The following is an 11,694-nucleotide window of genomic DNA, read 5'->3' on the forward strand; positions in this document are numbered from 1 at the left end:
CTCCTAGCGTGTGCGGACGCACACGCGTCGTCGCGCGCCTTGATGGGCGGGCTTTGGCGAGCTTCGCGACCCCTTGAATAGTGTTAACAGGCCCTAGTCGGCGTCTTCGTCCGACGCGTTGCGGATGCGCAGCGCCGTGTCGTAGAGCGTGTTGCGCGGCGCGCCCGTGATCTCGGCCGCGAGCTTCACGGCGGTCTTCACCGGCAGCTCGGCCAGCAGCAGGCGCAGCACGCGCTCGCCCTCGGCGCCGTCGTCGGCCGCCACCGCCACCGGATGCAGCACCAGCGCGAACTCGCCGCGCGTGCGGTCGCGCTCGGCCGCGAACCAGCCGGGCAGGGCGCTGGCCGCCAGCGTCGCGATCTCCTCGAACTGCTTGGTGAGCTCGCGGCCCACGGTGACGCGGCGCTCGCCGAGCACGGCCAGCGCGCGCGCCAGCGGCTCGATGCGGTGCGGGGCCTCGAGCAGCACCACGGCGCGCGGCTCGTGCGCGAGCGCCTGCACGGCGCTGTCGCGCTCGCCGGCCTTGCTCGGCAGGAAGCCCGCGAACACGAAGGCGCTGCTCGCGCTGTCGCCACCGCCATCGGACACCAGCCCGGCCGCGCCGACCAGCGTGGTGACGCTGCTGGCGCCCGGCAGCGGCAGCGCGCGCAGGCCGGCGGCATGCACCGCGGCCACCAGCCGCGCGCCGGGGTCGCTCACGCCGGGCGTGCCGGCGTCGCTGACATACGCGATGCGCTCGCCCTGCGCGAGCCGCGCGACCACGGCCTGCGCGGCCTCGGCCTCGTTGTGCTGGTGCAGCGCGAGCAACTGCGCGCCGGGGCGGTCGATGCCGTAGGCGCGCAGCAGGCTCTGGGTGTGGCGCGTGTCCTCGCAGGCGACGGCGTCGACCAGCTGCAGCACGTGCAGCGCGCGCAAGGTGATGTCGGCCAGGTTGCCGATCGGCGTGGCGACCACGTAGAGGGTGCCCTGCGGATAATGCTGCGCACCGGCGGCGTCGCGCGCGGCCCCGAGGGCGGCACCGAAAGAGGCGGGTGCGAGTGAGGCCAAGCGCTTTTCTCCGAGGGACGTCGACACAAGAACAAACGGGAACAGGGAGCGGTCATGAAGACCACGACGACGGCGTCGGCCGTCACGACCAAGGGCCGCGGCGACGCGGCCGAGGACGCCGCACTGGCGCACCTGGAGCGCGCGGGGCTGCAGCTGGTCGCGCGCAATTATCGGACGCCGGGCCGAGGCGGCGGCGAGATCGACCTGATCATGCGCGATCCGCGCGACCGCACGCTGGTGTTCGTCGAGGTGCGCCAGCGCAGTTCCACCGGCCATGGCGGCGCGGCCGGCAGCATCACGGCGGCCAAGCAGCGGCGCATCGTGTTCGCGGCGCGCCACTATCTCGCGCGTTTGCGCGAGCCGCCGCCGTGCCGCTTCGACGTGGTGCTGGTCGAGGAGCGCATCACGTGGCTGCGCGCGGCTTTCGACGCGGGCTGACAAGGTGTGAATAAACCTACTGCGCGCCCCGATCTCGCACCTGCGGTCCTCACCGTACGTGAGTACGGCTGCGGTCCTCGGCACGACCTCGGGGCGCTCGCTACGGTTTCTTCACACCTTGTGAGCGGCCCGCGCACCGGCGCGCGATGCATGAAGGTGTAGGGCGGATCACAGCGCGGGGTCTTTCGCTGCATCCCCGCAGTTATCATCCCGCCCCATGCTCGAGCAACGGATTCAGCAGCACTTCATCGACAGCGCCGACCTCAAGTACCAGGCCGGCCCGATTCTGAGCAAACCCATTTCGCAGGCGATGCAGGCGATCCTGGCGTGCGTGACCAGCGGCGGCAAGGTGCTGGCCTGCGGGTCGGGCGTGTCGGGCCTGCTGGCCACGCAGTTCGCCTCGCAGTTCGTCGGCCGCTTCGAGCGCGAGCGGCCCGAGCTCGCGGCTATCGCATTGCCCGGCGACAGCACCGACCCCGCGGCCGACGGCGCGAATGCCGTCGACGGCGACCGTTTCGCGCGCCAGGTGCGCGCGCTCGGCCAGGCCGGCGACGTGCTGCTCGCGCTCAGCGTCAGCGGCCAGTCGGCCCCGGTGCTCGCAGCGGTGCATGCCGCGCACGAGCGCGACATGACCGTGGTGGCGCTGCTCGGCAATGCCAACGCGGGCGCCTCGGCCGCGCCGGGCACCGGCGGCGTGATCGGCCGCGCGCTGCGCGAGACCGACGTGCAGATCAGCGTGCCGCACGAGCGCGGCGCGCGCATCCACGAGATCCACCTGCTCGCGCTGCATTGCCTGTGCGACGGCGTGGACGCGCAGCTGCTCGGCGATCCGGACAGCGACGTGCTGTCGCCGTCGAGCTGAACCCTTCACGCACGACGCTCCCCGGCGCGCGGGGGCATGCGTTTCGCTGCGCCGGGGTCTGAGTTTTTCTCAGAACGATTTCATAAATATGTTGAACAAAGTTCATGTGATTGACATGGCGGCTTCCTAGCATCGCGGCCGAGCGCGCTCGCTCCTCAACTCTCCGGCGCGCCGCCCCCCATGAAACTCCCGAACTTTCCCTCCCTGCCCGCGGTCCGCGGCAGGCTGTCATCGACCCCTTCCACGCGCCGCACGCCACGCGCCGCGCTGGCCACCCTGAGCGCCGTCTGCGTGCTGGCACTGAGTGCCTGCGGCGGCGGCAGCGGTGGCGGCGGCGGCTTCTTCGGCTTCGCGCCGCCCTCGGGCGGCGGCCCCGCGCAAGGCGACAACGGCCAGGATGGCGGCGCGCAGCCCGCGAGCTTCGCGCTGTCGCTCGCGGTCGAGGGCAGCGGCGACGTCGAATCGCTCGACGCCAGGCTGGCCTGCGGCCCCGGCAGCTGCACCGGCGCCAGCGCCGACTACGCCGAAGGCAGCACCGTCACGCTCAACGCCACGCCCGCGCACGGCTTCGTGTTCGCGGGCTGGCAGGGCACCTCGTGCGAGAGCGGCGACACGCGCTGCGTCGTGACCGTGAAGGCCGCGCAGCGCATCGCCGCGAAGTTCACGCAGGCCGCGCCGTCGATCCCCGCCGGCACCTGGCTCAAGGGCGACACGCACGTGCACGACGACCACTCGTCCGACGGCAGCGCGGCGCGCCAGCTCAACGACGACAAGGGCCCGGGCAACACCGGCATCGCCGACCAGATCGGGCAAGGCACGCGCATGGGCCTGGAGTTCATGCCGCTGACCGACCACCGCACCTACGACCAGCACTACGACTGGAACTGGGAGTCGCCCTCGCTGCTGCTGGTGCGCGGCGAGGAGGCCAACGGCAGCCCGCACGCGACGGTGCAGGGCGGCGTCGACTCGATCGTGCAGGGCGCCGCGCGCGCCGACCGCCAGCCCTTCACGCACCTGCAGCAGTCGATCTGGGACGCGCACAGCCAGGGCGCGAACTGGACCGTGGCGCACCCGAACGACGGCGAGACCAATGCCGACGGTTCGTTCAATGCCTACGCCAACGTGCAGGGCGTGGACCTGGTCGAGACCTGGAACGGCACGCCGAGCCCCGAGACCGTGCTGGCCGACGCCTATGCCGAGAAGCTGTGGAACGCGGGCTTCCGCTTCGGCATCGCGGGCGCGAGCGACAGCCACATGCGCGAGCTGTGGGACGGCGAGGGCACGGTCTATCCGATCTCGAACCCCGGCATGCCGGCCACGCAACTGCTGTCCAGGGCCTACAACGAGCGCGCCATCGTGCAGGCGCTGCAGCGCGGCCACACCAGCCTCTCGTACGACCCGAACGGCCCCTTCGTCTCGATCGCCACCGACCTGCGCGGCGGCGGCTACACCGCGATCGGCGGCGACGAGGTGTTCGTGCCGGCCGGCACCGCCGGCCACCTGCGCATCGACGTGCGCCGCGCCGCGGGCCTGGACGTGTTCGTCTACCGCGCGCCCGGCAAGAGCGCCGGCCCGCTCAAGAGCTTCAAGCCGAAGACCGATGCCGAGAGCTTCATCGTCGACATCGCTGCCGGCGACAAGCCCGACTGGTACCGCGCCGAGGTGCGCGGCATGAGCACGCCCCAGCCCTGGGCGCCGGTGTCGGTCGACGAGGTCAAGGCCACCGTGTCGCCGATCTTCGTCTCGCCCGCGCCGGTCGAGGCCAAGCCCGCGACGCCGATTCCCGCCGATGCCGGCGCCGAGGACGACGCGCTGCGCGTGGCGGGCGCGCGCGGCGGCTTCGCGGGCTTCCCCGACATCGCGGTCGCCGACGGCGCGCTGCACTTCGTGGCCGAGCTGCACGGCGCCTCCAGCAGCACCGTGGTCTATCGCCAGCGCGACGCCAAGGGCGTGTGGCGCGACGCGGGCCGCACGCTCAGCGGCCAGGGCCAGGCGCGCTTTCCGCGCGTTGCCGCGCGCGGCAACGAGGTCTGGGTGGCCTGGGAGGAGGACGCGGTGCAGGTGCCGCACCGGCCCGAGATCAAGCTGCGGCATTCGGCCGACGGCGGCGCCAACTGGGACGCCACCGTGACCGTGCGCGCGGTCGAGGGACGCGCCGAGCATCCGGCGATCGCGCTGTCGGCCGGCGGCAAGCCCGTGCTCGCATGGCAGGAGATCGCGGCCCATCAGGCCTTCGACATCCTGGCGCAGGAGATCGGCACCGACGTCCAGCCGCGCAACCTGTCGGCCGCCGGCAAGGTGACCGATCCGGGCATCGCCAGCGACACGCGCACCCCGCGCTATCCGGCCTCGGTGCTGCCCTCGGTGGCGGTGGCGGCCGATGGCCGCGTCGCCGTGGCCTGGCAGGACGACCGCGGCGACAAGGATCCGCTGTGGACCGGCGCCGCGAGCTACGGCGAGGGCACCACGCCCGACGACTGGCAGGTGCAGGTGCTGGTGCGCGAAGCCGGTGGCGCCTGGGCCGCGAAGCCGGCCGAGATCGGCACCTCGGACCGCGCCGACCGCCATCCGCAGATCGCGTTCGGCGCCAAGGGCGAGCTGGTCGCGGTCTGGGAGAGCAAGGAGCTCGCCGCGAGCGGGCGCAACCTGTCGGTGCGCGCCGCGGTCTCGGGCGACGGCGGCAAGTCCTTCGCGGCGCCGGTGGTGGTCGGCGCCGACGACAAGACCATGAGCGAGCGGCCGCGCCTGGGCGTCGATGCCGACGGTGCGGTGCGCGCGGTCTGGTACGACTCGCGCTCGGCCGACTGGCGCTGGCGCGTGATGACCGCGGTGTTCCGCCCCGACAGCGGCTGGGAGCCCGGCACCCTGCTGATGGCCCGCGGCAACAACACCTGGCCCGTGACCGCGGGCGGCCAGGTGGCGTTCGCCAGCACGCGCAACGCGCAGCGGCTGCAGCGCGATCCGACGCAGCAGGTGTTCCTGCTGTCGCTCGCCAAGCCCTGAGCTGAAGACGAACTGAAGAAGCGGCGGCGGCCGCATCCGGCGCGGGCCGCGGCGTTCCCTCGGGAACTCCGCGGCCGTCTTCATTTCTACCAACAAGCCGTAACGGAGCGGCAAATCCGCTGGGCTAAACTCGCCGCGAACCCGGGCCAGGGCCTCGCGGCAGCGCCCATCTCGCACCTCCATTCCAGGGAAATCACACATGCAGAAGACCGCCTCGACGCCTCGCGCCATGCACCGCCTCGTTCTCGCACTCGCCTCGGGCGCGGCATTGGTCGCGGGCCTCTCGGCCTGCGTGCCGCTGGTGGTCGGCGGCGCGGCGGCGGTGGGCGTGGGCATGGTGGCGACCGACCGCCGCAGCTCGGGCGCCCAGCTCGACGACCAGGGCATCGAGCTGCGCGCCGCGGCCCGCGTGCGCGACATCGCCAACGACCAGATGTACGTCAGCGTGACCAGCTACAACCGCCAGGTGCTCCTGACCGGCGCGGTGGGCAACGAGGCCGACCGCCGCCGCGTCGAGGACGTGGTGCGCGGCGCCGAGAACGTGCGCTCGGTGGTCAACGAACTCACGCTGGGCACGCCGAGCACCTTCCAGGACCGCTCCAACGACCTCTACGTCACCGGCAAGGTCAAGGCCTCGCTGCTCGACGCCAAGGACATCTTCGCCAACTCCTTCAAGGTCGTGACCGAGCGCGGCACGGTCTACCTGATGGGCATCGCCACGCGCCGCGAGACCGACCGCGCGACCGAGGTGGTGCGCAGCGTGACCGGCGTGCAGAAGGTGGTGCGCGTGGTCGAGATCGTGAGCGAAGCCGACCTGACCGGCGCGCAGCGCGGCGGCACCGGGGTTTCCGCGCCCGCGCCCGTGGTGCCGGCCTCGCAGCCGCAGCCCGGCACCTCGTCGCGCGTGCCGCTGCCGCCGATGGAGCCGCTGCCGAATTCGGCACCGGCGCCCGCGCCGGCCGGTGGCGTGACGACCAGCCCGATCCGCTGAAGCGTATCGATGCCCCAAGAAGAAAGGCCCCGTTCAGGGGCCTTTGTCATTCACGGGGCATGCGCCTTCACTTCAGCCGCGTGATCAGGCTCGAGGTGTCCCAGCGCTGGCCGCCCGACTGCTGCACGTCGGCATAGAACTGGTCGACCAGCGCGGTCACGGGCACGCGCGCGCCGTTGCGCTTGGCCTCGTCGAGCACCAGGCCCAGGTCCTTGCGCATCCAGTCGACCGCGAAGCCGAAGTCGAACTTGCCCTGGATCATGGTCTTGCCACGGTTGTCCATCTGCCAGCTCTGGGCGGCGCCCTTGCCGATGACCTCGAGCACCGCCTGCATGTCGAGCCCCGCGCGCTGGCCGAAGGCGATGGCCTCCGACAGGCCCTGCACCAGGCCCGCGATCGCGATCTGGTTGACCATCTTCGCGAGCTGGCCCGCGCCGCTTTCGCCGAGCAGCGTGACCGCGCGCGCGAAGGCCGCGGCCACCGGCTTGATGCGATCGAAGGCAGCCGCGTCGCCGCCGCACATCACGGTGAGCGCGCCGTTCTGGGCGCCGGCCTGGCCGCCCGACACCGGCGCGTCGATGAACTGCAGGCCGCGCTCGAGCGCGGCCTTGGAGAGTTCGCGCGCCACGTCGGCCGAGGCGGTCGTGTGGTCGACGAAGACCGCGCCCTTCGCCATGCCGGCGAAGGCGCCGTCGTCGCCGAGCACCACCGAGCGCAGGTCGTCGTCGTTGCCGACGCAGCAGAACACGAGGGTGGCGCCGGCCACCGCTTCGCGCGGCGTGGCCGCATGGCGGCCGGGGGCGCCGAACTCGTCGACCCAGGCCCGGGCCTTGGCTTCGGTGCGGTTGTAGACCGTGACGCTGTGGCCGGCCTTTGCCAGGTGGCCGGCCATCGGCCCGCCCATGACGCCGAGGCCCAGGAAGGCCACCGTCTGCGCGGGAGTGGATTCGTAGGTGCGGGGGTTGATGCTGCTCATGGGCCCGAGCTTAAAGCCATTCGGCGACAGCCTGCACCCCGGGGGACATGGCCGTGCCGGTCCAAACCTGTACGTGAACGTACACGTTGGAGTAGAATCGCCCCATGAGCTCCCCGGCCCCCCCGCCCAAGTCCCTCACCGTTCGCGATGCCGCGGCGCGGCTCGGCGTGACGCCGCGCACGCTCAAGTACTACGAGGAGCTGGGCATCGTGGTGCCGGTGCGCAGCGAGGGCCGCTACCGGCTCTACGAGCCGGCCGACCTCGAGCGGCTCGCGCGCGTGCTGCGCATGCGCTCGCTGGGCTTCTCGCTCACCACCATCACCGAGATGCTGCGCCAGCCGATGGAGGCGCCGGCCGAGGGCGGCCGGCCGCGGCTGTCGAATGCCTCGCTCAAGTCGCTGCGCGAAACGCTGGGCGCGCAGCTCGCCACGCTCGATGCGCGCGTGGCCCAGGTGCGCCGCGAGCTCAAGGAAGCCGCGGCCCTGCAGGCCCAGCTGCGCCGCGACCTCGACTACGTCGAACGCCGCCTGGCCGGCGAACCGGTGGAGGAGGCCCTCGCGCAGCGGCGCGCGGAGCGCCCGGTGTCATGACCGCACCGGCCCTCGCCCGGCATCCGCGCGGCCTCTCGGCCGTGGCGTGGATGCCCTGGGCGATCGGACTGGTCACGGCGGTCGACTATTTCGACAACGCGCTGTTCGCGTTCTTCGCGAGCTACATCGCGGGCGGCGTCAACGCCTCGCCCGATGAGCTCGTGTGGGCCTCGAGCGCCTACGCGCTGGGCGCGGTGCTCGGCATCCTGCAGCAGCATGCGTGGATCGAGCGGCTCGGCTACCGCCGCTACCTCGCGCTGTGCATGTTCGCCTTCGCCGCGGGCGGCCTCGGCGCCGCCTGGTCCGACAGTTCCACCCAGCTCGCGCTGGCGCGCGGCGTGCAGGGCTACTTCGTGGGGCCGATGCTCGGCGCCTGCCGCATCCTGATCCAGATCGGCATGCCGGCCGAGCGCCGCGCCAAGGCGCTCAAGGCCTTCATGGTGCTGATCGTCTTCGGCGGCGCGCTGGCGCCGGTGGCCGGTGCCTTCCTGGTCTCGAACTTCGACTGGCGCTGGCTGTTCGGCTGCACCGTGCCGGCGGCGGTGCTGATCGGCCTGCTGGTGCTGTGGGCGCTGCCCGACCTCGGCGACGTCGAGCCGCACGAGCGCACCGCGCCGCACCATGCGCCCTACCTGGTGTTCGCGCTGGCGCAGGCGGCGCTGCAGGTGGTGCTCACGCGCACCCACTTCGAGCTGTTCACCGGTTCGCCCGCGCTCGTGGGGCTGGCGCTGGCCGGCCTCGCGGGGCTTGCCTGGTTCGGCTGGCACCAGTGGCACCATCCCGCGCCGCTGGTGCGGCTGCATGCGCTGCGGCAGCCGGGCTTTCGCGTCGGGCTCGCGCTCTACGTCGTCTACTACTACCTGTCGACCGGCTTCAGCTACCTGCTGCCGCGGCTGATGGAAGGCGGGCTCGGCTTCAGCGTGGGCAACACCGGCTACTTCACGGGCGCGATGTCGCTCGCCACCGGGCTGCTGGTGTTCGTCTACCTGCGCTACTCGGCGCGCCTCGCGCACAAGAAGTGGCTGATCGTCGCGGGCTTCGCGATCGCCGCGCTGGCGTCCGCCTGGCTCGCGCGCGTCACGCCGCAGTCGGGGCGCGAGGCGCTGGTCGGGCCGCTGCTGCTGCGCGGCCTGCTGATGCTGTTCGTGGTGCTGCCGGTCGCGAACCTCACCTTCCGGCCCTTCGCGGCCGAGGACTTCGCGCACGGCTACCGGCTCAAGAACCTGGTGCGGCAGCTCGCGATCTCCTTCGCCACCTCGAACGTGATCGCGCTGCAGCAGCACCGGCTCGCGCTGCACGAAACCCGGCTCGCCGAATCGGCCAACGCCGGCAACACGGGCTTCATGCAGGCGCTCGACGGGCTGACGCGGAATTTCGCGGCGCTCGGCCATGCGGCCGGCGAGGCGCATGCGATGGCGCTCGGCACCCTGTGGCGCACGCTCGAGCAGCAGGCCACCTTCATGGCCTCGCTCGACGGCTTCACGGCGATCGCGGTGGTCGCGCTCGCGGCGGGCGTGTTCGCCGCCTGGCAGCGGCAGATCGACTGAAGGCGGCGCGCCGGCTCAGACGATCGCGAAGTGCTCCGTGCCCGCGGCCAGGTCGGTGCTGCGCGCGCGCTGGCTGTTGAGCTTGATCTGCAGCCGCAGGTCGTTGGCCGAGTCGGCATTGCGCAGCGCATCCTCGAAGCTGATCGCGTGGCCCTCGAACAGGTCGAACAGCGCCTGGTCGAAGGTCTGCATGCCGAGGTTGCGGCTCTTCTTCATGATCTCCTTGATCTCGCCGACCTCGCCCTTGAAGATCAGGTCGGAGATCAGCGGCGTGTTCAGCAGGATCTCGACCGCCGCCACGCGGCCCAGGCCGTCCTCGGTCGGCACCAGGCGCTGCGAGACCAGCGAGCGCAGGTTCAGCGACAGGTCCATCAGGAGCTGCGCGCGGCGCTCCTCGGGGAAGAAGTTGATGATCCGGTCGAGCGCCTGGTTGGCGCTGTTGGCGTGCAGCGTGGCCATGCAGAGGTGGCCGGTCTCGGCGAAGGCCACCGCGTGCTCCATGGTCTCGCGGTCGCGGATCTCGCCCATCAGGATCACGTCGGGCGCCTGGCGCAGCGTGTTCTTGAGCGCCGCCTCCCAGCTGTCGGTGTCGATGCCCACCTCGCGCTGCGTCACCACGCAGTTCTTGTGCGGATGCACGAACTCCACCGGGTCCTCCACCGTGACGATGTGGCCGAAGGAGTTCTCGTTGCGCCAGTCGATCATCGCGGCCAGCGTGGTCGACTTGCCCGAGCCGGTGGCGCCCACCAGGATGCACAGGCCGCGCTTGGTCATCGACACGTCCTTGAGCACCTGCGGCATGCCCAGGTCGTCGATGGTCGGCAGCTTGGCCGGAATGGTCCGCAGCACCATGCCGACCTTGCCCTGCTGCACGAAGGCGTTGACGCGGAAGCGGCCGATGCCGGTCGGGGAGATCGCGAAGTTGCACTCCTTGGTGCGCTCGAACTCGGCCGTCTGGCGGTCGTTCATCACCGAGCGCGTGAGCGCCAGCGTGTGCTGCGCGCCCAGCGCCTGCTGCGAGACCTTGGTGACCTTGCCGTCGACCTTGATCGCGGGCGGGAAGTCGGCCGTGATGAACAGGTCGCTGCCGTTGCGGCTCACCATGAGCTTGAGCAGGTCGTTGATGAACTGGCTGGCTTGATCGCGTTCCATGAGGGGCTCCGGAGGGCTGGGGTCAGCCGGGGAAGTTTTCGGGGATCTTCGCTTTGCTGCGGGCTTCGGCTGCGGAGATCGTATTGCGCCGCACCAGGTCCGTGAGGTTCTGGTCCAGCGTCTGCATGCCCTGGCCCTGGCCGGTCTGGATGGTGGAGTACATCTGCGCCACCTTGGCCTCGCGGATCAGGTTGCGGATGGCCGGCGTGCCCAGCATGATCTCGTGCGCCGCCACGCGGCCCAGGCCGTCCTTGGTCTTGCACAGGGTCTGCGAGATCACTGCCTGCAGCGACTCCGACAGCATGGCGCGGATCATCTCCTTCTCCTCGCCCGGGAACACGTCGATGATCCGGTCGATGGTCTTGGCGGCCGACGAGGTGTGCAGCGTGCCGAACACCAGGTGGCCGGTCTCGGCCGCGGTCATCGCGAGGCGGATGGTCTCGAGGTCGCGCATTTCGCCGACCAGGATCGCGTCGGGGTCCTCGCGCAGCGCCGAGCGCAGCGCGTTCGCGAACGACAGCGTCATCGGCCCGACCTCGCGCTGGTTGATCAGGCACTTCTTCGACTCGTGCACGAACTCGATCGGGTCTTCCACCGTGAGGATGTGGCCGTACTCGTTCTCGTTGAGGTAGTTGACCATCGCGGCCAGCGTGGTCGACTTGCCCGAGCCCGTGGGGCCGGTCACCAGCACCAGGCCGCGCGGCTTGAGCGCGAGTTCGCCGAAAATCTTGGGCGCATTCAGCTGCTCGAGCGTGAGGATCTTCGAGGGGATGGTCCGGAACACCGCGGCCGCCCCGCGCGCCTGGTTGAAGGCGTTGACCCGGAAGCGCGCCAGGCCGTCGATCTCGAACGAGAAGTCGACCTCCAGAAATTCTTCGTAGTGCTTGCGGTGGGTGTCGCTCATGATGTCGTAGACCATGGCGTGCACCGCCTTGTGGTCCAGCGCATCGACATTGATGCGGCGCACATCGCCGTGAACGCGGATCATCGGCGGCAGGCCGGCCGACAGATGCAGGTCGGAAGCCTTGTTCTTGACGCTGAACGCGAGCAGTTGGGTGATGTCCACGGGGCTCCTCGATCGGGTTTCG

10 protein-coding genes are annotated in these 11,694 nt (G+C 71.2%); 6 read left to right on the forward strand and 4 right to left on the reverse strand.

Annotated elements, in window-relative coordinates; all coding sequences use genetic code 11:
• Positions 1–93: 93 nt before the first annotated feature.
• Positions 94–1,047 (reverse strand): 16S rRNA (cytidine(1402)-2'-O)-methyltransferase, encoded by a 954-nt coding sequence (gene rsmI, locus AC07RV_RS42105; RefSeq protein WP_296787356.1) that lies wholly within the window; start codon positions 1,045–1,047, stop codon positions 94–96.
• Between the two features lie 54 nt (positions 1,048–1,101).
• Between rsmI and AC07RV_RS42110 the strand changes: the two genes are divergently transcribed.
• From AC07RV_RS42110 to AC07RV_RS42125, 4 genes are all read left to right on the forward strand, one after another.
• Positions 1,102–1,485 carry a YraN family protein gene (locus tag AC07RV_RS42110; protein ID WP_093354381.1) on the forward strand — a complete coding sequence of 128 codons (384 nt, stop codon included), beginning with the start codon at positions 1,102–1,104 and terminating at the stop codon, positions 1,483–1,485.
• Positions 1,486–1,702: 217 nt separating this feature from the next.
• Positions 1,703–2,347, forward strand: a complete 645-nt coding sequence (locus tag AC07RV_RS42115; RefSeq protein WP_057594006.1) for an SIS domain-containing protein — start codon at positions 1,703–1,705, stop codon at positions 2,345–2,347.
• 180 nt (positions 2,348–2,527) lie between these two features.
• Entirely contained in the window at positions 2,528–5,350 is a 2,823-nt protein-coding gene (locus AC07RV_RS42120; protein ID WP_296787358.1) for a CehA/McbA family metallohydrolase, read from the forward strand.
• Positions 5,351–5,579: 229 nt separating this feature from the next.
• A complete protein-coding gene (locus AC07RV_RS42125; protein ID WP_296787360.1) occupies positions 5,580–6,341 on the forward strand; it encodes a BON domain-containing protein in 762 nt (253 codons plus the stop codon).
• 67 nt (positions 6,342–6,408) lie between these two features.
• Here the strand turns inward: AC07RV_RS42125 and AC07RV_RS42130 are convergent, their stop codons facing one another.
• Positions 6,409–7,317 carry an NAD(P)-dependent oxidoreductase gene (locus AC07RV_RS42130; RefSeq protein ID WP_296787362.1) on the reverse strand — a complete coding sequence of 303 codons (909 nt, stop codon included), beginning with the start codon at positions 7,315–7,317 and terminating at the stop codon, positions 6,409–6,411.
• A gap of 104 nt (positions 7,318–7,421) precedes the next feature.
• On the opposite strand from AC07RV_RS42130, the gene AC07RV_RS42135 reads away from it, so the two are divergent.
• Together AC07RV_RS42135 and AC07RV_RS42140 are read left to right on the forward strand one after the other, a co-directional pair.
• Entirely contained in the window at positions 7,422–7,907 is a 486-nt protein-coding gene (locus tag AC07RV_RS42135; protein ID WP_296787364.1) for a MerR family transcriptional regulator, read from the forward strand.
• Positions 7,904–9,454, forward strand: coding sequence for an MFS transporter (locus AC07RV_RS42140; RefSeq protein WP_296787366.1), 1,551 nt, complete (start codon positions 7,904–7,906; stop codon positions 9,452–9,454). Before AC07RV_RS42135 ends, AC07RV_RS42140 begins: the two co-directional genes overlap by 4 nt.
• 15 nt (positions 9,455–9,469) lie before the next feature.
• On the opposite strand, the gene AC07RV_RS42145 is transcribed toward AC07RV_RS42140, so the two are convergent.
• Both AC07RV_RS42145 and AC07RV_RS42150 read right to left on the reverse strand, forming a co-directional pair.
• Complete coding sequence (locus tag AC07RV_RS42145; RefSeq protein WP_057594011.1) at positions 9,470–10,606, reverse strand: PilT/PilU family type 4a pilus ATPase; 1,137 nt, start codon at positions 10,604–10,606, stop codon at positions 9,470–9,472.
• Between the two features lie 22 nt (positions 10,607–10,628).
• Positions 10,629–11,672, reverse strand: coding sequence for a type IV pilus twitching motility protein PilT (locus AC07RV_RS42150; protein ID WP_093354394.1), 1,044 nt, complete (start codon positions 11,670–11,672; stop codon positions 10,629–10,631).
• Between the last annotated feature and the right edge of the window lie 22 nt (positions 11,673–11,694).

The sequence above is a fragment of the Variovorax sp. GW821-FHT09B01 genome, assembly GCF_059418345.1.